The following is a 19,536-nucleotide window of genomic DNA, read 5'->3' on the forward strand; positions in this document are numbered from 1 at the left end:
TGTCGTCCCGGGCAAGCGCAGCGCGACCCGGGACCCATAACCACCAACGATCATTGTCGCGCGACGCTGGGGCCGCAGCTCGCTCTCACAACGCAACCCTGTGGTTATGGGTCCCGGCCTTCGCCGGGACGACGCGCGGAGAGAGAGCGCCTTCACACCTTCCGCGTCTCCAACTCGCGTCCGGTCTCCAGCATCAGCCGGCGCAGCCAGATCGAACCGGGATCCATCTGCGCCCGGGTCGGATAGAACATGTGCTGCTCGTCGATGCCGGGATCGAGCGGCGGCGTTACCGTTACCAGCGATAGTTGTTTTGCCAGCGCGGAGATCAGCCGGCGCGGCACGAAGGCGACGAGGTCGGTGCGCGCGGTGACGTGCAGCGCCTCGATATAGCCCGGCACCACCAGCGCGATCCGCCGCTGGATGCCCTTGGCGCGCAGCCAGGTGTCGATCAGATCCTCGTTGTGGCCGCGGATGATCACGGCGACATGCCGCGCGGCCAGGAACGCCTCGCGCTTCCTGAGTTTGACGCCGGCGGGATGGCCGCGCCGCACTGCGAGCGCATCGATGTCGGTGTAGAGCCGCTGGCGGTGAAATCCCTTGAAGGAATTGCCGATCGAGATCACGAGATCGATGGTGCGGGCGAAGTCGGGGGTGAAGATCGGGGAGCTCCGCCACGGCACCACGTCGATGGTGACGTTCGGCGCCAGCTGCGTCACCTTCTCCATCAGCCGCGGCATCAGGAGCTCGACGGCGAGGTCGGGCATCATCAGGCGGAAATGCCGCTCGCTGCGCGCCGGATCGAAATCATCGGATACGAACAGCGTGCGCACCTGGTCGAGCGCCTGCGCCAGCGGTGAACGCAGCGCCTGCGCCCGCGGCGTCAGCTCCATCCGCGCGCCGTTGCGCACCAGCAGCGGATCGCCGATCAGGTCGCGCAGCCGCTGCAACGCGTGGCTGGTCGCCGGCTGCGACAGGTTGAGCCGCATCGCGGCGCGGCTGACATTGGCATCGCGCAGCAGAGCGTCGAGCGCGACCAGCAGATTGAGGTCAAGCGAATTCAAATTCATCGGGTGAATATATATCATACCATCTATCGATTGGAAGAATGCACGCTGGCGCTGCATGGTCTGGAGGCAAGGCGTTTTCACCGAAACCGATAGTGGTTCACCGTGGCAAACGCCTCAAGTCAGAGCCAATTCATCGCAAGGAGACGCGCCATGAGCGCAGCCGACAACAAGAAACTGGTGCAGGAGATATTCGCGATCGCGGGCGATCCCGATCCCGCGGTGCGCGAGAAATCGCTGCTGGTGGCAAATCTCGCCGACGATGCGATCTGGACCGTGACCGGGCAATATTCCTGGGCGCGCAACTTTACCGGCAAGCAATCGATCATGAACGACCTGCACGGCCACGTCCGCTCCAGGCTGGTGGAGCGTGGCCGCACCATCGCCCATCGCTTCATCGCCGACGGCGACATCGTCGCGGTCGAGGCCAAGGGCAACAACCTCACCAAGGAAGGCCAGCGCTACGACAACGATTATTGCCTGGTGTTTCGCTTCGACGGCGGCCGGATCAAGGAGATCCGGGAATATTGCGACTCGGTGCTGACCGAGAAGGCACTTGGTCCGTTTCCGGCGGCCGCGGTTCGCGCGGCGGGTTGAAGCACTGACTGCCGCAGTCGCGGCGGCGCTCGCCTGGATCCGGCGGTGGCGTGAGAACCGGCGCGCATGGCGGCAGCTTGCCGCCATGAGCGAACGCGAGTTGCAGGATATCGGGATCTGCCGCGCCGACGTCGTCGACCACGGCCGCTATGACAAGGGCAGGCCGTACTGGCCGCCGTGAGAGCGAAACGATCGCCGCATGCAGGGTGGGCATGGCGCTGTGCGTCCTTGCCCACCCTGCGCAGTGCTTATGCCACCTTGGACTTGAGGTGGCCGAACATGATGTCGCGGGCCGCGTCGTCCATCTCCGTCTTGAAGGTGTGCTTGTCCTTCAGCGCGATCGCGCGCGCCGCTGCCGGCCGCGCCGAGATCTCGTCGACCAGCCGCTTCACGTTCGGATATTTGGCGTAGCCTTCCTCGCCGAGGATGAACGGCGCCATCCGCGCCCAGCCCCAGAACGCCATGTCGACGATCGTGTAGCTGTCGCCGACCATGTAGCGCGATTTCGCCAGGTGATCGTCGAGGATCTTGTAGTGGCGATGCGCCTCGTACTGGTAACGGTTGTTGGCGTAGTCGAGGTCCTTCGGCGCGAAATGCTTGAAATGCACCGCCTGGCCGGAATAGGGGCCGAGGCCGGTTGCGATGAACATCAGCCAGGACAGCGTCGCGGCGCGGTTGGCGGGCGTGTTGGCGGGCAGGAACTTGCCGTTCTCCTCGGCGAGGTAAAGCAGGATGGCGTTGGAGTCGAACACCAGCACCCCGTCATCGTCGATCGCCGGCACCTTGCCGTTCGGATTGACCTTGAGGAATTCCGGCGCGAACTGCTCGCCCTTGCGGGTGTCGACCGGAATCGCCTCGAACGGCAGGCCGGATTCTTCCAGGAACAGGGCAACCTTGTTCGGGTTCGGCGCACCGTTGAAATAGAATTTGATCATGAAGGGACTCCCTTGGTTTTGTGACCGGCGAGATCGGGACGCGGCGGGGCAAGGCCGCTTGGCCCCTCATGCGCAAAATTCGCTGCAATGCGCAAGCGACGAGTTTGTGAATCAGGGTCGCGTGGCGCGCCGGTCAGCCGGCCCAGAAGAAGCCCAGGATACCCGCGACGATCAGTGCCACGCCCGCGACGTCCAGCACGGCGGCGGAGCGGGTCGCGGCGTGCAGGTTGGAAAGCTGCGTCGCGCGCTCGGAGCCGCGGACATGGCCGTGCACGATGATCTCTTCATTGAACTCGCCATGCGCCTCGAGGGCGAGCGTGAGGCCGACGCAGACCAGCAGGATGCCGAAAATGATCAGGCCGAAGAATCCGAGCAGGCCGATCAGCAGCATCGGAAACATGCCGAGCAGGAAGATCGGCAACAGCGGCACCAGCAGCAAGGTCTCGGATTGTCTTCGCATCGGGCGACCAATCGAAACGGCAAGTGACGGACGTCAATGTAGGCCCGCCGCGGTGGCGCAACAAGGCGGCCTGCGTTCAAGACGGCGTCATCTGTCCCAACGCGTCATTCCGGGGCGCCGCGAAGCGGCGAGCCCGGAATCCATTGGGCCGCGGTTTATGTGGGGCGATGGATTCCGGGTTCTCGCTTCGCGAGCCCCGGAATGACGAAGGAAGGATAATCCGGATCGCGTGCCTGCTCAGCCCACCGCCATGCCGGAGCGGATCTCGGCGCGCAGTTCGTCGATCAGCCTGAGGCCGGTCTTGGTCTCGACGTGCCAGAAGGTCCAGCCGTTGCAGGCGCCGGAGCCTTGCGCGACCGCGCCGATGCGGTGGATCGAGCCGACCTTGTCGCCGAGCATGATGGCGCCGTCGGCGCGCACCAGGGCGCCGTGGCGCTTCTTGGCATCGACGAGTTTGGCGCCGGGCACGATCATGCCGCGTTCGATCAGTTCGGAGAATGCCACCCGCGGCGCCTCGCGCGCGGTCATGAACGGGGCCAGGGTCTCGGCCGGCAGCGGCTCGATCGCGGCGATGCGGGCTTCGGCGGCGGCGGCATAGGTCCGGTCGCGCTCGAAGCCAATATAGTTGCGGCCGAGCCTTTTGGCGACCGCGCCTGTCGTTCCGGTGCCGTTGAACGGATCGATCACGAGATCGCCGGGCTTCGACGACGACAGCAGCACGCGGGCGAGCAGTTGCTCGGGCTTCTGCGTCGGATGGACCTTCTTGCCGTCGTCGCCCTTGAGGCGTTCCTCGCCGGTGCACAGCGGGATCAACCAGTCGGAGCGCGCCTGCACGTCCTCATTGGACGCCTTCAGCGCTTCGTAATTGAAGGTGTAGCCCTTGGCCTTCTCGTCGCGCGCGGCCCAGATCATGGTCTCGTGGGCGTTGGTGAAGCGGCGGCCGCGGAAATTCGGCATCGGATTGGACTTGCGCCACACGATGTCGTTCAGGAGCCAGAAGCCGAGGTCCTGCATGATCGCGCCGACGCGGAAGATATTGTGATAGGAGCCGATCACCCACAGCGTTGCAGACGGCTTCATCACGCGGCGACAGGCGAGCAGCCAGGCGCGGGTGAAATCGTCATAGGCAGCGAACGACGAGAACTTGTCCCAGTCGTCGTTGACGGCATCGACATGCGATTCGTCGGGGCGCTTGAGATCGCCCTTGAGCTGCAGATTGTAGGGAGGATCCGCGAAGACCAGGTCGACCGAGCCGGCCTGAAGCTTCGACAACTCGGCCACGCAATCGCCAATGACGATGTGGCTCGACGGGGCACTCTCAAATTTAGTGCGGGGCGCCCTTGCAGACGCCCCGCGACGCGACACTACCATGACTCAAGAACTCTGACTCAGGCGACGCTGTCGGCGACGCGGGACTAAACAACCGACTGGCGCCACATTGACCCGGCAAAGTAAAAATCGACTTAATTGGAAATGTTCTTGCAAAAGATTGCAGCAGCTTTTGAACGGCGTGGCGCATTGTCGTTTGCGTTGTGCTGCAACATCAGCGCGTTCGGCGAAAAATTTTGCGGATCATCAAACCGGCACGATTCGGCCGGTAAATTGGCCGCTGCTTGTCGTGTTCGCACTGCAAAGGATGCACGTCTGCGGACTAGGCAATTTTTGCCGGGCAGGATATTGATTAACAGAATGGAAATTTTAGGTTGGTGTGTCCCGCATTGGGGCGCCGACTGGAATGAAGGGAAACCGCCATGCGCTATGATGATTTCCGCCGCAGCGACGATGTCGAAGACCGTCGCGACGACAGCGGAGGCGGCGGTGGTGGCGGCTTCGGCATTCCGATGGGCGGCGGTGGTGGGCTCGGCATCGGCACGGTCATCGTGCTCGGCCTGCTCGGCTACGCCTTCGGCATCGATCCGCGCATCCTGATCGGCGGCGCCGAGATTCTCACCGGCGGCGGCCAGGCGCCGACCTATCAGACCGATCGGCAGTCGTCGGGCGGGCAGGCCAAGCGCGGCGCGCCGACCGACGAGATGGGCAGCATGATCGCCGGTATCCTCGGCGAAATCGACGATCGCTGGAGCGAGATCTTCCAGGCCTCGGGCCAGACCTACACCGGTCCGAAGATCGTGCTGTTCCGCAACGCCACCAATGGCGGCCGCTGCGGCATGGCGCAGTCGGCGATGGGACCGTTCTACTGCCCGCCGGACAAGACCATCTTCCTCGACACCGGCTTCTTCCGCGAGGTCGAGACGCGCTTCCGCGGCTGCTCGGGCAACGCCTGCAAATTCACCGCGGCCTATATCATCGCGCATGAGGCCGGCCATCACATCCAGAACCTGCTCGGCATCATCCCGCGGGTGAACCGGTTGCAGCAGCAGGCCGGCAGCAAGGCCGAGGCCAACGCGCTTCAGGTCAAGGTCGAGTTGCAGGCCGATTGTCTCTCCGGCGTCTGGGTCAACCGCGAGGAGAAGAAGCGGCCGGGCTTCCTCGAGGCCGGCGACATCGACGCCGCGCTGACCACGGCGAACGCGATCGGCGACGACACGCTGCAGCGGCAGGCGACGGGCAGGGTGGTGCCTGATTCCTTCACCCACGGCTCCGCCGCGCAGCGCAAGCAATGGTTCATGACCGGCTACCAGCAGGGCACCGTGCAGGCCTGCAACACGTTCGGTGGGGGTGGGTAGCTCTCTAGATCGCGTCATCCTGAGGTGCTCGCCTCTCGGCGAGCCTCGAAGGATGAAGCGCCCGTGACCCATCCTTCGAGGCTCGCTCCGCTCGCACCTCAGGATGACAGCTGTGGAGCTGGAAAGAGGTGCACGATGTCTTCGACCGACGAATCCAATACCTTCATCCCGCTCAACATCGCGGTGCTGACGATTTCCGACACCCGCACGCTAGCGGATGACAAGTCGGGCACCACGCTGGCCGACCGTCTCACCGCGGCCGGCCACAAGCTCGCGGCGCGCGAGATCGTCACCGACGATGTCGAGGCGATCCGCGCCGTGATCCGGCGCTGGATCGCGGACCCGGGCGTCGATGCCGTCATCACCACCGGCGGCACCGGCTTTACCGGCCGCGACGTGACGCCGGAGGCGGTCGAGCCGCTGTTCGAGAAGCGGATGGACGGCTTTTCGATCGCCTTCCACATGCTGAGCCATGCCAAGATCGGGGCATCGACGATCCAGAGCCGCGCCACCGCCGGCGTTGCGGGCGCGACCTTCATCTTCTGCCTGCCCGGTTCGCCCGGCGCCTGCCGCGACGGCTGGGACGGCATTCTGGCCGCGCAGCTCGACTACCGCACGCGGCCCTGCAACTTCGTCGAGATCATGCCGCGGCTGGATGAACATCTGCGCCGCCCGAAGGCGAAGGGCGCGAGCGCGTAGTCTCCACTGTCATTCCGGAGCATCGCGCAGCGATGAGCCCGGAATCCATCGCCCCGCATGACCTGCGGCAAAATGGATTCCGGGCTCGCGCTTCGCGCGCCCCGGAATGACGGGATATTGAGTCCTAAAGCTCCAGCTCCCAGGTCTCCCCGACCAGGTCGACGCCAAAACTGTGGTGCTTCTCTTCCTTGACCCGCTGGAAACCGGCACGCGCATAGATGCCGCGCGCGGCGACCAAAATGCTTTGGGTCCACAGCGTCATCTTCGTGTAGCCCATCTCGCGCGCGGAGCGGACGCACTGGTCGACCAGCGCGCGGCCGACGCCGAGCCCCCGCGCCTTCTCCTCCACCGCGAGCAACCGCAGCTTGGCGACCCCGTCGCCGCCGTTGACCAGGAAGACCGAGCCGACCGGCTCGCCGTCGACCTCCGCGATCCAGCAATGCTCGCAGGCCGGATCGAACGATCGCAGAAACTGCGCGCAGATCTCGGCCACCAATGCCTCGTAGCTGATGTCCCAGCCGTACTCTTCGGCGTAGGCGCGTCCCTGTCGCGAGATCACCCAGCCGATGTCGCCGACGCGATGACTGCGCAGCAGGAAACTCACCGGCTTCTCGGCCGGCGGCTCCAGCGATTGCTCGATCGTGCTCATGGCACGCACCACCGCGGCGCGGCGGTCGCCGTCCATCTGCTTCAGCAGCGCCCCGACCTCGCTGCGCGAGCGGCGGTCGAGATCGGCGGCAGCGGTGCGGCCCTTGGCGGTGAGGGCCACCTCGTTGACGCGCTTGTCGGCCTTTGACGGCTTGCGGGTCACGATCTGGCGGCGCTGCAGTGCCTGTAGCGTCCGGCTGACGAAGCCGGCATCGAGGTCGAGATCGCGCACCAGATCCGTCGCGGTGCAGTCCGTGCGATGCGCGAGCTCGTAGATGATCCGCGCTTCCTGCAGCGTGTACGGGGAGTGCAGCAGCTTCGGCTCGATGATGCCGAGCTTGCGGGTATAGAACCGGCTGAAGCCGCGGACCGCAGCGACCTGGCTCTCGAGGGCGGTGTCATGGGAGTTTGATTTCATCAAACATATTATTTGACGGAATCAAATAATCCGCAAGCGCTTTCTGGCGCGTTTGCTGCGCGCGAACCGGTGCCTGCTTCGCTTGAATATGCCTTACGCCACCATGATCCGGCTGCGCAGCATGGTGCGCGAGGAGCGGCCGAGCCGGCGCAGCAGCCGCGCCTCGGAGCGGCGGGCGTCCGGCCGGTAGCCGCCGATCCGCTCGTAATGCTCGCGCGCGATCAGAAGGCCCTGTTCGGCCGAGGGACCGGTGATCATCCGGGCGACGAATTTGAGGCCGTCGCGCAGACCGGGGTCGGTATAGGGCGCGCGGGCGTAGCGGAAGATGCCGGCGCGGTCCTTGCCGCTCGCCGCCACCATCTGGATGAACTGGGTGGTCTCCTCGATCCAGCCGGCATCGAGCACCGCGCCCGGATGCAGGAACATCAGCCAGGGCGAACGCGCCTGCCGCGCGCCTGCGGCGAGCGCCGCAGCGCGGGTGCCCTCGAAACGCAGGAAGTGACAGCCGGCGATGTCGGCAACGCGCTCCATCACATCACTGTTGGTGCGGTCGACCAGCAGCACCTCGCGGATGACGCCGGCGGCCGCGCCCGGCACCAGCGCCGCGAGCGTTGCGACTGCGGTGCGCTCGACTCCGTCGGTGGGGATGATCACGCTCAGCATGATTTGAGGCTTCGCTGGCTCAAACGGTGGAGAAACTCCGGCCGTGTTATCACCTTGTCATATTCAAAGCAGCCTTTTCGCCTGCAGATTTTTGCGCCATCACTTTGTGGATTTTCTCAGTTCGTGTTCTTGATTTGTTCTCAAGCTGTGTTAGCTTTAAAGCATGAGCCGAGCATCCTCTCATGCCCTCAAGCACCCGCCGGTAACGGCGCCCTCCGATAACCCGGCGGGTGCACCTTCACCTGTTCCTGCCCCTTTTCCCGAGCTTGCGGTCGCGATCGAGCGCGAGCGGCGGCGCGGCCGCGGCGCGCAGTCCAACGCCAGCGGCCGCTACGAGGCAGAAGCGCGGGTTGCCTTCGACGACGGCTGGCAGAGCCTCGAAGACCTGCCGCCGTTTTCGACCAGTGTGGCGCTCGACGCCTCGCGCAAGGTGATCACCCGCAACGACTCGCCCGATATCGGCTTCGACCGCTCGATCAATCCCTATCGCGGCTGCGAGCATGGCTGCGTCTATTGCTTCGCGCGGCCGACCCACGCCTATCTCGGCCTGTCGCCGGGGCTGGACTTCGAATCCAAGCTGTTCGCCAAGCCGGATGCGCCCGCGCTGCTCGAGAAGGAGCTGGCGGCGCCCGACTACGAGGCGCGGATGATCGCGATCGGCACCAACACCGATCCCTATCAGCCGATCGAGCGCGAACGCAAAATCATGCGCGGCATCCTCGAGGTGCTGGAGCGCGCCGGGCATCCGGTCGGTATCGTGACCAAGTCGGCGCTGGTGACCCGCGACATCGACATCCTGGCGCGGATGGCCAAGCGCAATCTCGCCAAGGTCGCGCTCTCGGTGACGACGCTCGACCCGAAGCTCGCCCGCACCATGGAGCCGCGCGCTTCGACCCCGTCGAAACGGCTCGAGGCGATCAAGCGGCTCGCTGATGCCGGCATCCCGACCACGGTGATGGTCGCGCCCGTGATCCCGGCGCTGAACGATTCGGAGATCGAGCGTATCCTCGATGCCGCCGTGCATGCCGGTGCCAGGGAGGCGAGCTATGTGCTGCTGCGGCTGCCGCTCGAGGTGCGCGATCTGTTCCGCGAATGGCTGATGGCGAACTATCCCGACCGCTATCGTCATGTCTTCACGCTGATCCGCGACATGCGCGGCGGCCGCGATTACGACTCGCAATGGGGCACAAGGATGAAAGGCACCGGCCCGATGGCCTGGATGATCGGTCGCCGTTTCGAGATCGCCTGCGAAAAGCTCGGCCTCAACAAGCGTCGCACCAAGCTGACCACCGATCACTTCGCCAAGCCGAAGCGCAGCGGGCAGCAGCTCAGTTTGTTCTAGGTGGAAGCCCGTAGCCCGGATGCAGCCAACGGGTCGCGCGAACGCGCGCGGCCGATGACAGGCTCCGCGAAATCCGGGGCCTTGCGTCCGCGGCCAAAACTTTCCCGGATTACGCTTCGCTCCATCCGGGCTACGAAGAAGCAAGATCGCGACGACGTCATAAAATGGCAACGTCACAAATAAAGTGAGTGCAACAATGAGTAACGCCCCGACCGCCCGCTTTACCGTCCTCACGCTCGGCGTCAGCGACATGCGCGCCAGCATCGCCTTCTACGAATCGCTCGGCTTCACCAGAAAGATGCGCGCGACCGGCGAGGAGGTCGCCTTCTTCGAGACCGGCGGCACCGTGCTCGGGCTGTTCCCGTGGCATCTGCTCGCCGCCGACGCCGGGTTGCCCGATCAGCCGCGGCCTTCAGCGTTCCGCGGCGTTGCGATTGCCTGGAACTGCAACGACGATGCCGAGGTCGATCGTGTGATGGCGTTTGCGCGGTCGAAAGGCGCCGCATTGCTCAAGCCCGCGCAGCCGACGAGCTATGGCGGCTATTGCGGCTATTTCGGCGATCCCGACGGCCACGCCTGGGAAGTGGTGCGCGCGCCGGGCTTCGAGGTTCTCGATAGCGGGCGGGTGTCCATTCCGGATTAGAGCGAGCCGAATTGAATAACGGGGAAGGGCGTCGGGTTCCCGGTTGCGCCGCGGAGCCGGCTTGATCACCATCCCCGCATGATTCGGGATAAAGCCAAAAGCGCGTCAAAAGCCACGTCGAAGCAGGCGCCGGCGAAATCAGCCAGGCCGGCCAAGCGCGTCATCGCGGTGACGCGGCCGAGCTTTCGGCGCGAGCGTGCGCTGATCAAGCGCGGTATCTGGCCGGTCGCCGGCTGCGACGAGGCCGGGCGCGGCCCGCTGGCGGGTCCCGTGGTCGCCGCCGCCGTGGTGCTGGATCCTGCTCGTGTTCCCAAGGGGCTCGACGATTCCAAGCGGCTGACCGCCGAGCGCCGCGAGGAACTGTTCGAGGAAATCTGCGCCACCGCAGCGTTCTCGGTCGCGGTGGCCTCGCCGGCGCGAATCGACCGCGACAATATCCTGCGCGCCTCGCTGTGGGCGCTGGCGCGCGCCGTCCATGCGCTGCCGGAAATGCCGAAGCACGTCTTCGTCGACGGCCGCGACAAGCTCGCCACGTCCTGCGACTGCGACGCGGTGATCGGCGGCGACGGCATCGTGGCCTCGATCGCGGCGGCCTCGATCATCGCCAAGGTGACGCGCGACCGCCTGATGTGCGCGCTGGCGCTGGATTGCCCGGGCTACGGTTTCGAGCAGCACAAGGGCTATGGCGTCCCCGAGCACCTCGAGGCGCTGGACCGGCTCGGCCCCAGCACCCATCACCGCAGCTTCTTCGCGCCGGTCGTCGCCGCGCGGCTGAAGCATTTCCCGATCCCGGCCGAGCCCGACCTGTTCACGGCGGAGGCTGAAAGCGAAGCCGCGGCATCCGCGGCGGCGTAGGATCGCCGGACCAAGCCACAATCTCGCTTGTCATCGCCCGGCTCGACCGGGCGATCCAGTATTCCAGAGACCGTTGTGTTCAAGCCCAGCCGCCGCGGCGTACTGGATCACCCGCTTTCGCGGGTGATGACAACGGAGACTGACTTTACAGTGCAGTCTGGCGCGACACCGTTGCCTCCACCGTCGCCGCCGTTTATCAAAACCCTCGGGATCAGATGACGCCGCTACGTGCGGGTGGCTGGGGCATTTCAGGCGTTTCATGCGGTTTACCTCCCTGGTTGTCGAACTGATTCGCGCCCGGCCGCGCCTCGTGGTGTGGGTCGTGGTGCTGGTGCAGGCCGCGATCTGGCTGCTTCTGCCGCTGATCTTCTACGGCAGCCCGCCCGGCGATCTCGCCACCGTCCTCGCCTTCGGCCGCGAGTATCAGGTCGGCACCGACATGGGGCCGCCGCTTTCGTTCTGGCTCGCCGACATCGCCTTCCGCGCCGCCGGCAATCACGTGTTCGGTGTCTATCTGCTGGCGCAGGTCTGCGAGATCGCCACCTTCATCGCCTTCTACCAATTGGCGCGCGCCATCGTCGGCGGCCCGCAGGGCGTGCTGGCGGTGCTGCTGTCGATGACGGTCGTGGTGTTCTCCTCGCCAAGCGTCGAGTTCGGCCCGCTGATCCTGGCGCGTCCGCTGTGGGCGCTCCTGCTGCTGCATTCCTGGCAGCTGATCGGGCAGAACCGGCGCGCCGCCTGGTTCGCCTGGTCGATCGATTGCGGCCTGCTGCTGCTGACGACGCCGGCGGCGCTCGGCATGATCCTGCTCGTGGTCGGCTTTGCGCTCGCAACCGAGCGCGGGCGACGCACGCTGCGCGCGGTCGATCCGCTCTATGCGCTGCTGGTCATTATCGTGCTGGCGCTGCCCTATCTGATCTGGCTGGTCCGCGCCGACGTGCTGGCGCTGCCGGCCTTGCCCGCGGCTGCCGATCTCAAGGCGCGCGCGCTGCGCTGGGGCGTCGTGCTCGGCGGGCTGATCGTGGCGACCGCCGGAATCGTGGTGCTGGCGATCCTCAATTCGCGCTGGTTCGCCCGCGACCGTGAGGATGCCCCGATCATCTACCGTCCGCCGGTCAGTCCGCTGGCGCAGCACTTCGTTTATTTCTTCGCGTTCGCGCCGGCGATCGTGAGCAGCTTCGTCTCCGGGCTGTTCGATCTGGATCGCGCCTTCGGCGGCGCCGGCGTGGCGCTGCTGATGTCGGGGCTCGCGGTCGTCGTCGCGACCGGCGATCTGATCCATCTCAGGCGGCAGCGGCTGTTGCGCTCGGTGTGGGCCTTCGCTGTCGCGGCGCCTGCCGCGGTCGCACTGGCGGCGGCGCTGTTCCTGCCCTGGACCAGCACCACCGAGGTGCCGACCTCGCTCCCGGCAGCCGCGATGGGACGCTTCTTCGACGACAGCTATGAACGCCGCACCAACCAGCGCCTGCGCGCGGTCGCCGGCGATCCAGAGCTCGCCAGCCTGATCGCGATGAACGGGCGCCGTCCGCATCTTTTGCTCGACGCCGCGCCGCAACGGACGCCGTGGCTGTCGGTCGCAGGGTTCAACGAGACCGGCGGCGTCGTGGTCTGGCGCGCGCAGGACACCGCCGGCACGCCGCCGCCCGAACTCGCGCAACGCTTCCCCGGCCTGGTGCCGGAAGTGCCGCGCTCGTTCGACCGGCTGGTCAATGGCCGGCAGCCGGTTCTGCGGATCGGCTGGGCGATCGTGCGGCCGAAGGGGTAGGGATCAGTCGATCTGTAGGGTGGGGAGAGCGAAGCGAAACCCATCGATTGATGCCCGCTGCGCTAAGGATGGGTTTCGCTGCGCTCTACCCATCCTACGAAGCAAGCACCTTCGCGATCGCGCGCAAATCCTGCCACGACAATCTCTTGTACGACGGCGAGCGCAGCAGGTAGGCCGGATGGAAGGTGGCGACGGCGCGGATCGTGCGCGTGCCAGTGTCGTAATCGATCCATTTGCCGCGGGTGCGCATGATGCCCTCGCGCGTGCCGAGCAATGCCTGCGTCGACGGATTGCCGAGTGTCACCAGCACGTCGGGATTCACCAGCTCGATATGGCGCTGGATGAAGGGCAGGCACACCTGCGTCTCCTGCGGCGTCGGCGTCCGGTTGCCCGGCGGCCGCCACGGAATGACGTTGGCGATATAGGCTTTGCTGCGGTCGAGCCCGATCGCCGCGATCATGCGGTCGAGCAGCTTGCCGGAGCGGCCGACGAACGGCAGCCCCTCGATGTCCTCGTCGCGGCCCGGCGCCTCGCCGACGAACATCACGCGCGCCTGCGGATTGCCATCGGCGAACACCAGCCGGGTCGCGGTGTGCTTCAGCGCGCAGCCGTCGAATGTCTCCATCAGCGTGCGCAAGGCTTCAAGCGTCGGCGCGGTGCGTGCGGCCTCGCGCGCGGAGGCGATTGCGGCGTCCGGCGCGATGGTGATTTCGCTGCGCGGAACGACCGGCATCGGTGGCGGGCGCAGCGGATTGAGTGCAGCTGGACGCGGCGCGGCGGGGGCGGGAACTGGCTCGGGCTCTTCCAGCCGGTTGATCGGCTCGTCGCCAAGCGCGCAATCGACCCCGGCCTCGAGGTAAAAGGCCAGCAATTGCTGCAGTGTAGGGGTGGGCTCGGGCGTCAGGGCCATGATGGCTGCAATCTAGAGCATGGCGGAGAAAAGTGGAGGCTCGATTTCGGAAAAGATTATTCTCTGCGGTATCCGGGCCGTGCAAAGCCATGGAAGCGCAATTCCATGGTTGTCCTTCCGCCAAAAATCGGAAACAACGACTTTTGAAAAGCTTAGAAGCGTTCTCAATGGGCTGAGATCAAGATCATGAGTGCTGAAGACCTTCCCCCGCGCGAGTCTATGGAATTCGATGTCGTCATCGTCGGCGCCGGCCCCTCGGGCCTCTCGGCCGCGATCCGGCTGAAGCAGCTCAATCCCGAGCTCTCGATCGTCGTGGTGGAGAAGGGCTCCGAGGTCGGCGCGCACATCCTGTCGGGTGCGGTGATTGATCCGGTGTCGCTCGACAAGTTGATCCCGGACTGGCGCGAGGACGCGGACTGTCCGTTGAAGACGCAGGTCAAGGAGGACCGCTTCTACTGGACGACGTCGCAAGGCTGGTTCCGCATTCCGAACTTCATCATGCCGCCGTTGATGCACAATCATCACAACTATATCGGCTCGCTCGGTAATGTCTGCCGCTGGCTGGCGCCGAAGGCGGAAGCGCTTGGCGTCGAGATCTACCCGGGCTTTGCCGCCACTGAGGTGCTCTATGACGACAAGGGCGCGGTGCGCGGCATCGCGACCGGCGACATGGGCATCGCCAAGGACGGCAGCCACAAGGATTCCTACACCCGCGGCATGGAGCTGCTCGGCAAGTACACGTTGTTCGCCGAAGGCGCGCGCGGCTCGCTGTCGAAGCAGCTGATCGCGAAGTTCAAGCTCGATGCCAACTCCGAGCCGCCGAAATTCGGCATCGGGCTCAAGGAGGTCTGGCAGATCGATCCGGCCAAGCACCGCAAGGGACGGGTTCAGCATACGCTGGGATGGCCGCTGAACGACAAGACCGGCGGCGGCTCGTTCCTCTATCATTACGACGACAACCGCGTCGCGGTAGGCTTCGTCGTGCATCTGAACTACAATGACCCGTACCTGTCGCCGTTCGACGAATTCCAGCGGATGAAGACGCATCCCGATATCCGCGAGCTGTTCGAGGGCGGTAAGCGGCTTGCCTATGGTGCGCGCGCCATCACCGAGGGCGGCTACCAGTCGGTGCCGCGGCTCTCCTTCCCGGGCGGCGCGCTGATCGGCTGCGCGGCCGGCTTCGTCAACGTCCCGCGCATCAAGGGCGTCCACAATGCGATGGGCTCCGGCATGCTCGCCGCCGAGCACGTCGCGGCCGCGCTCGGCGCCGGCCGCGCCAATGACGAACTCGTCGAGTACGAGAATGCCTGGCGTTCGTCCGCGATCGGCAAGGACCTGTTCAAGGTCCGTAATGCCAAGCCGCTGCTGTCGAAGTTCGGCAACCTGCTCGGAATGGCGCTCTCCGGCTTCGACATGTGGTGCAACACGCTCGGCTTCTCGCTGTTCGGCACCCAGTCGCACGCCAAGCCGGACCGCAAGACGCTCGATCCGTCGAAGCAGCACCAGCCGATCGCCTATCCGAAGCCGGACGGCAAGATCTCGTTCGACAAGCTGTCGTCGGTGTTCCTGTCCAACACCAACCATGAGGAGGACCAGCCGGTCCATCTCAAGGTCGCCGACATGAATCTGCAGAAGACGTCGGAGCACGACGTGTTCGCCGGTCCCTCCAACCGCTATTGCCCGGCCGGCGTCTATGAGTGGGTCGAGGAATCGGCCGGCCCGCGCTTCCAGATCAACGCCCAGAACTGCGTCCACTGCAAGACCTGCGACGTGAAGGACCCCAACGGCAACATCACCTGGGTTCCTCCGGAGGGCGGCGGCGGGCCGAACTACGAGGCGATGTAAGGCCAAGGGTGAGGCTGACGCGGCCGACCACATTTGCGTGAGGCCCGTCGCAGCGTCCGCTTGTCCTCTCGTCGTGTGGAGCGGCCGGATTGCACCGCCGGATACAATGGTGAGGCGGAACAGGGGGCCGCGGCGCCAGTATCCGGCGCTTTTTGCTTCCGCACGCGAATATGCCGGGGCCGGTCACGATACCGCCATAGTGGGAGGGTCTTGCGGTGGGCTGGCTGGATCGGCAGGCCTAACGGCCTAATCTGCCAATCGATTCGGCATGGGTTACCTTTGGGCGATCCTTGCGGATAAACGCCAAAAGCGGCATTGTCGCTCGCCGGGATGCCGCCGCTTGGGTTCGCATTTTGAGACTGATCGCAGGATCTTGTCGCGAAGATCTTGGCCGTAAATCCTTCGTGGCCTTAAACCCCTGGAGCAAGGCGACCGTGATGCTGTCCACCCGTTTCAACCGCCTGACGATTGCCGTTCTTGCTGCCGCGGCGCTTGCCGTGCCTGCGCAGCTGTCGGCGCAGACGCCCGACCATCCGACCGACAATGCCGCGCAATTCCCGAGCAAGACCGACCTGAAGTCGCTGACCACCGCCGGCAGCTATCTGGCCGCCCGCCACGCCAGTGTCGAGCGCGATGCGGCCTCGGCTGCTGCGTTCTACCGCTCGGCGCTGCGCACCGATCCGAAGAATTCCGAGCTGCTTGACCGCGCCTTCATCTCCTCGCTCGCCGACGGCGACATTGATGAGGCGGTGAAGCTCGCCGACCGCATCCTGACCCAGGACAAGGCCAACCGCGTCGCCCGCCTCGTGGTCGGCGTGCGCGACCTCAAGCTGAAGAAATACGCCGCCGCGCAGTCCAACATCAACCAGTCGGTGCGCGGTCCGATCACCGACCTGGTGGCGACGCTGCTGTCGGCCTGGGCGGCCTATGGCGCCGGCGACAGCAAGGGTGCGGTCGCATCGATCGACAAGCTGACCGGCCCCGAATGGTATCCGATCTTCAAGGACCTGCACGCCGGCATGATCTACGAGCTGTCCGGCAAGGAGAAGGATGCCGGGGCCCGCTTCGAGAAGGTGTTCAAGCTCGACGATTCGATGCTGCGCACGGTCGACGAATATGCGCGCTGGACCTCGCGCAACAAGGAAGCCGCCGCCGCGACCGCGATGTACGAGGCGTTCGACAAGAAGCTGCCGCGTCATCCGCTGGTGCTGGAAGGCATCAAGGAAACCAAGGCCGGCAAGAAGCTGCCGCCGCTGATCGATTCACCGCAGGCCGGCGCCGCCGAGGCGCTGTACGGCATCGGTGCGACGCTGACCCGCCGCGGCGGCGAGGACCTCGCGCTGGTCTATCTGCAGCTCGCGCTCTATCTGCAGCCGAACCACCCGCTGGCCCTGCTGTCGCTCGCCGATCTCTATGAATCGGTGAAGAAGCCGCAGATGGCGATCAAGGTCTATGAGCGGATGCCGGCGTCGTCGCCGCTGAAGCGCAACGCGCAGATCCAGCTCGCGACCAATCTCGACGCCGCCGACCGCAGCGACGAGGCGATCAAGATCCTGAAGGAAGTCACCTCCGATCAGCCGAAGGATATCGAGGCGATCCTGGCGCTCGGCAACATCGAGCGCGGCCGCAAGAAGTTCGCCGACTGCGCCACCACCTATTCGCAGGCGATCGACGCGCTGCCGGTCGCCGGCGGCGACAAGAACGCCTGGGTCACCTATTACTACCGCGGCATCTGCGAGGAGCGCTCCAAGCAGTGGAACAAGGCCGAGGCCGACATGCGCAAGGCGCTCGAGCTGCAGCCCGAGCAGCCGCATGTGCTGAACTATCTCGGCTATTCCTGGATCGACCAGGGCATCAACCTCGACGAAGGCATGAAGATGATCAAGCGTGCCGTCGATCAGCGTCCTGACGACGGCTACATCGTCGACTCCCTCGGCTGGGCCTATTACCGGATCGGCAATTACGACGAGGCGGTGAAGAACCTCGAGCGCGCGATCGACCTGAAGCCGGAAGATCCGACCATCAACGACCATCTCGGCGACGCCTACTGGCGCGTCGGCCGCACGCTGGAAGCCAGGTTCCAGTGGGCGCATGCACGCGACCTGAAGCCCGAGCCGGAGGAGCTGCCGAAGATCCAGGCCAAGATCGACAACGGCCTGCCGGACGACACCTCGAACGCCGCCTCCGCCGACAAGAAGAAGGACGACGACGGCAAGGGCGGTTGATCTGGCGCAATTCGCCAGCGTTGCATTGCCGGTTGAGACGTCATGCCCGGGCTTTGTCCCGGGCATCCGCGTTTCTGGCTCCCGTCATTCCGGGGCGATGCGGAGCATCGAACCCGGAATCTCGAGATTCCGGGCTCGCCCTTCGGGCGCCCCGGAATGACGGAAGCATACATGGCCATGACGCTTTGCCCGCGCCCAGCGCATGCCAAGGGCGGAATTTCCGTGCAAACAAAGGGATAGGATCGTGAGGCGATTTACGCTAATCGCAGCACATGTTTGTTTTTAGGGGTTTATCGCCGTGCCGGCGCTGATTGAAGAAGGGCGTGCCAAGGTCAACCTGACGCTGAAGGTTGTCGGGCGGCGCGTCGATGGGTTTCACGACCTGGAGAGCGTCGTCGCGTTTGCCGATTGCGCCGATCGTCTCACGCTCGAGCCGGGGCCTGAGCTGTCGCTCTCGATGCTGGGGCCGCTGGCCGATGCCTGCGGCGATACGTCTGATAATCTCGTGCTCAAGGCCGCGCGGCTGCTCGGCGAGCGCGTCGCGGACCTCGAGGTCGGCCACTTCACGCTGGAGAAGGTGCTGCCCGTCGCGGCCGGTATTGGCGGCGGCTCGGCGGATGCCGCGGCTGCGCTGCGGCTGCTGGCGCGGCTCAACGAGCTCTCGCTCGACGATAGCAGGATCATGGAGGTCGCGCTGCAGACCGGCGCCGACGTGCCGGTATGCGTCGCCTCGCGCGCCTGCGACATGACCGGCGTCGGCGAGGGCCTGCTGCCGCTCGACCTGCCGAAAATGCCGTGCGTGCTGGTCAATCCGCGCGTGCCGGTTGCGACCAAGGATGTCTTCAATGCGCTTGGGCTGCGCCATGGCGAGCTCCTGATCGGCGCCACCGATGTCGTGATGCAGGCGTCGTCCTGGCCGGACGCCGGCCACGCGGTCGACGACTGGATCGCGGCGCTTTCGCGCGGCACCAACGATCTCGAAGCGCCCGCCGCGCGCATCGAGCCCGTCATCAGCGACGTCTTGTCCGCGCTGCGTGCGACCAAGGGCGTTCGCCTGGTGCGCATGTCGGGCTCCGGCGCGACCTGCTTTGCGGTGTTCGGAACCGATGTCGATGCCCAGGCCGCCGGCGAAAAGCTCCGCGCCGCACATCCCGGCTGGTGGGTGCATGCGGGCGCGCTGAGCTGAGGGCGCTCGCAATTACTTCGTCGGGTGGGTTAGCCGTAGGCGTAACCCACCGACCGATCTCTCATCGATCGATCCGTTCATTTTGGCTGACAATGGTGGGTTACGCTTCGCTAACCCACCCTACGCACCGTGTTCCGGGCGGGTGCGACAAACTGCCCCGACGGGCAACTCAGATTGTAGGATGGGTAGAGCGCAGCGAAACCCATCGCCTTATACCGTGGCGCCAATGATGGGTTTCGCTGCGCTCTACCCATCCTACGGAACTGCGCGCCGTCAGCGCCCACTAATTTGTTCCGATTTTCAGAATTTGACTTGACGCCTGACCCAACTCAGATGTTCAATACATGCGTCTCACCCGATCGAGGGGCGCTTCGCGGTCGTCACGAACGTGGGTCGAGATGCGGTGGACGCCGATCGTGCAACTGACGAGTGCGCGTGAAGCGGACGGTGAAGTCGTGTGGTCCTGACGCCCTAGCGGCAGGTGTCCTCTCGCAAGATGCAACGCGTCTTGCGAAGGCGGTGACAAGCAAGCCCAGTCTCGCCGGGGAGAGCACGAAGTAAGCCGTAACCCATCGCGCAGGGAAAGCCGGAATG

The 19,536-nt window shown here is 65.3% G+C and carries 18 protein-coding genes; 11 read left to right on the forward strand and 7 right to left on the reverse strand.

The window, feature by feature from the left end; translation table 11 throughout:
• Window positions 1-152 precede the first annotated feature (152 nt).
• Entirely contained in the window at window positions 153-1,067 is a 915-nt protein-coding gene (locus tag JQ573_RS25900) for a LysR family transcriptional regulator (protein WP_212315540.1), read from the reverse strand.
• Between the two features lie 150 nt (window positions 1,068-1,217).
• Between JQ573_RS25900 and JQ573_RS25905 the strand changes: the two genes are divergently transcribed.
• Both JQ573_RS25905 and JQ573_RS40665 read left to right on the forward strand, forming a co-directional pair.
• Entirely contained in the window at window positions 1,218-1,661 is a 444-nt protein-coding gene (locus tag JQ573_RS25905; RefSeq protein ID WP_212315539.1) for a nuclear transport factor 2 family protein, read from the forward strand.
• Window positions 1,621-1,842 carry a DUF1127 domain-containing protein gene (locus JQ573_RS40665; protein ID WP_283815111.1) on the forward strand — a complete coding sequence of 74 codons (222 nt, stop codon included), beginning with the start codon at window positions 1,621-1,623 and terminating at the stop codon, window positions 1,840-1,842. Before JQ573_RS25905 ends, JQ573_RS40665 begins: the two co-directional genes overlap by 41 nt.
• Window positions 1,843-1,909: 67 nt before the next feature.
• Here the strand turns inward: JQ573_RS40665 and JQ573_RS25915 are convergent, their stop codons facing one another.
• The 3 genes from JQ573_RS25915 to JQ573_RS25925 all read right to left on the reverse strand — a co-directional run bounded on the left by JQ573_RS25915 (window position 1,910) and on the right by JQ573_RS25925 (window position 4,427).
• Window positions 1,910-2,596 carry a glutathione S-transferase family protein gene (locus tag JQ573_RS25915; protein WP_212315537.1) on the reverse strand — a complete coding sequence of 229 codons (687 nt, stop codon included), beginning with the start codon at window positions 2,594-2,596 and terminating at the stop codon, window positions 1,910-1,912.
• A gap of 133 nt (window positions 2,597-2,729) precedes the next feature.
• Entirely contained in the window at window positions 2,730-3,056 is a 327-nt protein-coding gene (locus tag JQ573_RS25920; RefSeq protein ID WP_212315535.1) for a hypothetical protein, read from the reverse strand.
• A gap of 237 nt (window positions 3,057-3,293) precedes the next feature.
• Window positions 3,294-4,427 (reverse strand): site-specific DNA-methyltransferase, encoded by a 1,134-nt coding sequence (locus tag JQ573_RS25925; RefSeq protein ID WP_097672884.1) that lies wholly within the window; start codon window positions 4,425-4,427, stop codon window positions 3,294-3,296.
• Window positions 4,428-4,807: 380 nt separating this feature from the next.
• Between JQ573_RS25925 and JQ573_RS25930 the strand changes: the two genes are divergently transcribed.
• Complete coding sequence (locus tag JQ573_RS25930; RefSeq protein WP_212315533.1) at window positions 4,808-5,743, forward strand: neutral zinc metallopeptidase; 936 nt, start codon at window positions 4,808-4,810, stop codon at window positions 5,741-5,743.
• Between the two features lie 135 nt (window positions 5,744-5,878).
• A complete protein-coding gene (gene moaB / locus JQ573_RS25935; protein WP_212315531.1) occupies window positions 5,879-6,442 on the forward strand; it encodes a molybdenum cofactor biosynthesis protein B in 564 nt (187 codons plus the stop codon).
• Between the two features lie 124 nt (window positions 6,443-6,566).
• On the opposite strand, the gene JQ573_RS25940 is transcribed toward moaB, so the two are convergent.
• Complete coding sequence (locus JQ573_RS25940; protein ID WP_212315529.1) at window positions 6,567-7,508, reverse strand: helix-turn-helix domain-containing GNAT family N-acetyltransferase; 942 nt, start codon at window positions 7,506-7,508, stop codon at window positions 6,567-6,569.
• Between the two features lie 93 nt (window positions 7,509-7,601).
• A complete protein-coding gene (locus tag JQ573_RS25945; RefSeq protein ID WP_212315527.1) occupies window positions 7,602-8,171 on the reverse strand; it encodes a glycosyl transferase in 570 nt (189 codons plus the stop codon).
• A gap of 163 nt (window positions 8,172-8,334) precedes the next feature.
• Between JQ573_RS25945 and JQ573_RS25950 the strand changes: the two genes are divergently transcribed.
• The 4 genes from JQ573_RS25950 to JQ573_RS25965 all read left to right on the forward strand — a co-directional run bounded on the left by JQ573_RS25950 (window position 8,335) and on the right by JQ573_RS25965 (window position 12,776).
• Entirely contained in the window at window positions 8,335-9,513 is a 1,179-nt protein-coding gene (locus tag JQ573_RS25950; protein ID WP_212315525.1) for a PA0069 family radical SAM protein, read from the forward strand.
• Between the two features lie 196 nt (window positions 9,514-9,709).
• The gene (locus JQ573_RS25955) at window positions 9,710-10,156 is read left to right on the forward strand and encodes a VOC family protein (protein WP_212315524.1); all 447 of its coding nucleotides are present in this window, start codon (window positions 9,710-9,712) and stop codon (window positions 10,154-10,156) included.
• A gap of 78 nt (window positions 10,157-10,234) precedes the next feature.
• Window positions 10,235-11,011: a ribonuclease HII gene (locus tag JQ573_RS25960; RefSeq protein WP_212315522.1), complete on the forward strand. Its 777-nt coding sequence runs from the start codon at window positions 10,235-10,237 to the stop codon at window positions 11,009-11,011.
• Window positions 11,012-11,270: 259 nt separating this feature from the next.
• Complete coding sequence (locus JQ573_RS25965; RefSeq protein ID WP_212315520.1) at window positions 11,271-12,776, forward strand: glycosyltransferase family 39 protein; 1,506 nt, start codon at window positions 11,271-11,273, stop codon at window positions 12,774-12,776.
• 94 nt (window positions 12,777-12,870) lie between these two features.
• On the opposite strand, the gene JQ573_RS25970 is transcribed toward JQ573_RS25965, so the two are convergent.
• On the reverse strand, window positions 12,871-13,680 hold the full coding sequence (locus tag JQ573_RS25970) for a uracil-DNA glycosylase family protein (RefSeq protein ID WP_212316422.1): 810 nt from the start codon (window positions 13,678-13,680) through the stop codon (window positions 12,871-12,873).
• 192 nt (window positions 13,681-13,872) lie between these two features.
• On the opposite strand from JQ573_RS25970, the gene JQ573_RS25975 reads away from it, so the two are divergent.
• From JQ573_RS25975 to JQ573_RS25985, 3 genes are all read left to right on the forward strand, one after another.
• Window positions 13,873-15,531: an electron transfer flavoprotein-ubiquinone oxidoreductase gene (locus JQ573_RS25975; RefSeq protein WP_092124577.1), complete on the forward strand. Its 1,659-nt coding sequence runs from the start codon at window positions 13,873-13,875 to the stop codon at window positions 15,529-15,531.
• A 437-nt stretch (window positions 15,532-15,968) separates the two neighbouring features.
• Entirely contained in the window at window positions 15,969-17,756 is a 1,788-nt protein-coding gene (locus JQ573_RS25980) for a tetratricopeptide repeat protein (RefSeq protein WP_212315518.1), read from the forward strand.
• 298 nt (window positions 17,757-18,054) lie between these two features.
• Complete coding sequence (locus JQ573_RS25985; protein WP_212315516.1) at window positions 18,055-18,942, forward strand: 4-(cytidine 5'-diphospho)-2-C-methyl-D-erythritol kinase; 888 nt, start codon at window positions 18,055-18,057, stop codon at window positions 18,940-18,942.
• The last annotated feature ends 594 nt before the right edge of the window (window positions 18,943-19,536 follow it).

The sequence above is a fragment of the Bradyrhizobium sp. AUGA SZCCT0105 genome (genome assembly GCF_018129565.1).
Taxonomy (GTDB): domain Bacteria; phylum Pseudomonadota; class Alphaproteobacteria; order Rhizobiales; family Xanthobacteraceae; genus Bradyrhizobium.

What these genes read in the sequence shown, in the direction of transcription:
- JQ573_RS25905 (WP_212315539.1), top strand. Translation starts at nt 1,218, where the DNA reads ATGAGCGCAGCCGACAACAAGAAACTGGTGCAGGAGATATTCGCGATC.
- JQ573_RS25930 (WP_212315533.1), top strand. Translation starts at nt 4,808, where the DNA reads ATGCGCTATGATGATTTCCGCCGCAGCGACGATGTCGAAGACCGTCGC.
- JQ573_RS25975 (WP_092124577.1), top strand. Translation starts at nt 13,873, where the DNA reads ATGAGTGCTGAAGACCTTCCCCCGCGCGAGTCTATGGAATTCGATGTC.
- JQ573_RS25980 (WP_212315518.1), top strand. Translation starts at nt 15,969, where the DNA reads ATGCTGTCCACCCGTTTCAACCGCCTGACGATTGCCGTTCTTGCTGCC.
- JQ573_RS25920 (WP_212315535.1), bottom strand. Translation starts at nt 3,056, where the DNA reads ATGCGAAGACAATCCGAGACCTTGCTGCTGGTGCCGCTGTTGCCGATC.
- moaB (WP_212315531.1), top strand. Translation starts at nt 5,879, where the DNA reads ATGTCTTCGACCGACGAATCCAATACCTTCATCCCGCTCAACATCGCG.
- JQ573_RS25945 (WP_212315527.1), bottom strand. Translation starts at nt 8,171, where the DNA reads ATGCTGAGCGTGATCATCCCCACCGACGGAGTCGAGCGCACCGCAGTC.
- JQ573_RS25950 (WP_212315525.1), top strand. Translation starts at nt 8,335, where the DNA reads ATGAGCCGAGCATCCTCTCATGCCCTCAAGCACCCGCCGGTAACGGCG.
- JQ573_RS25965 (WP_212315520.1), top strand. Translation starts at nt 11,271, where the DNA reads ATGCGGTTTACCTCCCTGGTTGTCGAACTGATTCGCGCCCGGCCGCGC.
- JQ573_RS25955 (WP_212315524.1), top strand. Translation starts at nt 9,710, where the DNA reads ATGAGTAACGCCCCGACCGCCCGCTTTACCGTCCTCACGCTCGGCGTC.
- JQ573_RS25925 (WP_097672884.1), bottom strand. Translation starts at nt 4,427, where the DNA reads ATGGTAGTGTCGCGTCGCGGGGCGTCTGCAAGGGCGCCCCGCACTAAA.
- JQ573_RS25940 (WP_212315529.1), bottom strand. Translation starts at nt 7,508, where the DNA reads ATGAAATCAAACTCCCATGACACCGCCCTCGAGAGCCAGGTCGCTGCG.
- JQ573_RS25960 (WP_212315522.1), top strand. Translation starts at nt 10,235, where the DNA reads ATGATTCGGGATAAAGCCAAAAGCGCGTCAAAAGCCACGTCGAAGCAG.
- JQ573_RS25900 (WP_212315540.1), bottom strand. Translation starts at nt 1,067, where the DNA reads ATGAATTTGAATTCGCTTGACCTCAATCTGCTGGTCGCGCTCGACGCT.
- JQ573_RS25915 (WP_212315537.1), bottom strand. Translation starts at nt 2,596, where the DNA reads ATGATCAAATTCTATTTCAACGGTGCGCCGAACCCGAACAAGGTTGCC.